Genomic DNA, 258 nt, shown 5'->3' on the forward strand with positions numbered 1-258 from the left:
TGTGGTTCCTGCACACCCTCGACCCGAAATCCACCGCCTACAACACCCAGACCGCCTGGCACATCGACGGCGAACTCGACCTCGACCACCTCGACACCGCCATCAACGAGATCATCGGCCGGCACGAAGTCCTCCGCACCACCTTCGCCGAACACGACGGCGTCCCCGTCCAGATCGTCCACCCCGGGCCCACGCATCACCGCACCCGCCACGACCTCACCCACATCGACCCCCAACACCACGACCACCACGTCCGCG

1 protein-coding gene is annotated in these 258 nt (G+C 66.7%); it reads left to right on the top strand.

What is annotated here, in order from left to right; genetic code table 11:
- Nucleotides 1–258: condensation domain-containing protein (locus ACPXCB_RS31600; protein ID WP_425879785.1), on the top strand; the 258-nt coding region annotated here is incomplete at both ends.

This window comes from Micromonospora sp. DT62, assembly GCF_049847285.1.
Taxonomy (GTDB): Bacteria; Actinomycetota; Actinomycetes; order Mycobacteriales; family Micromonosporaceae; genus Micromonospora; species Micromonospora reichwaldensis.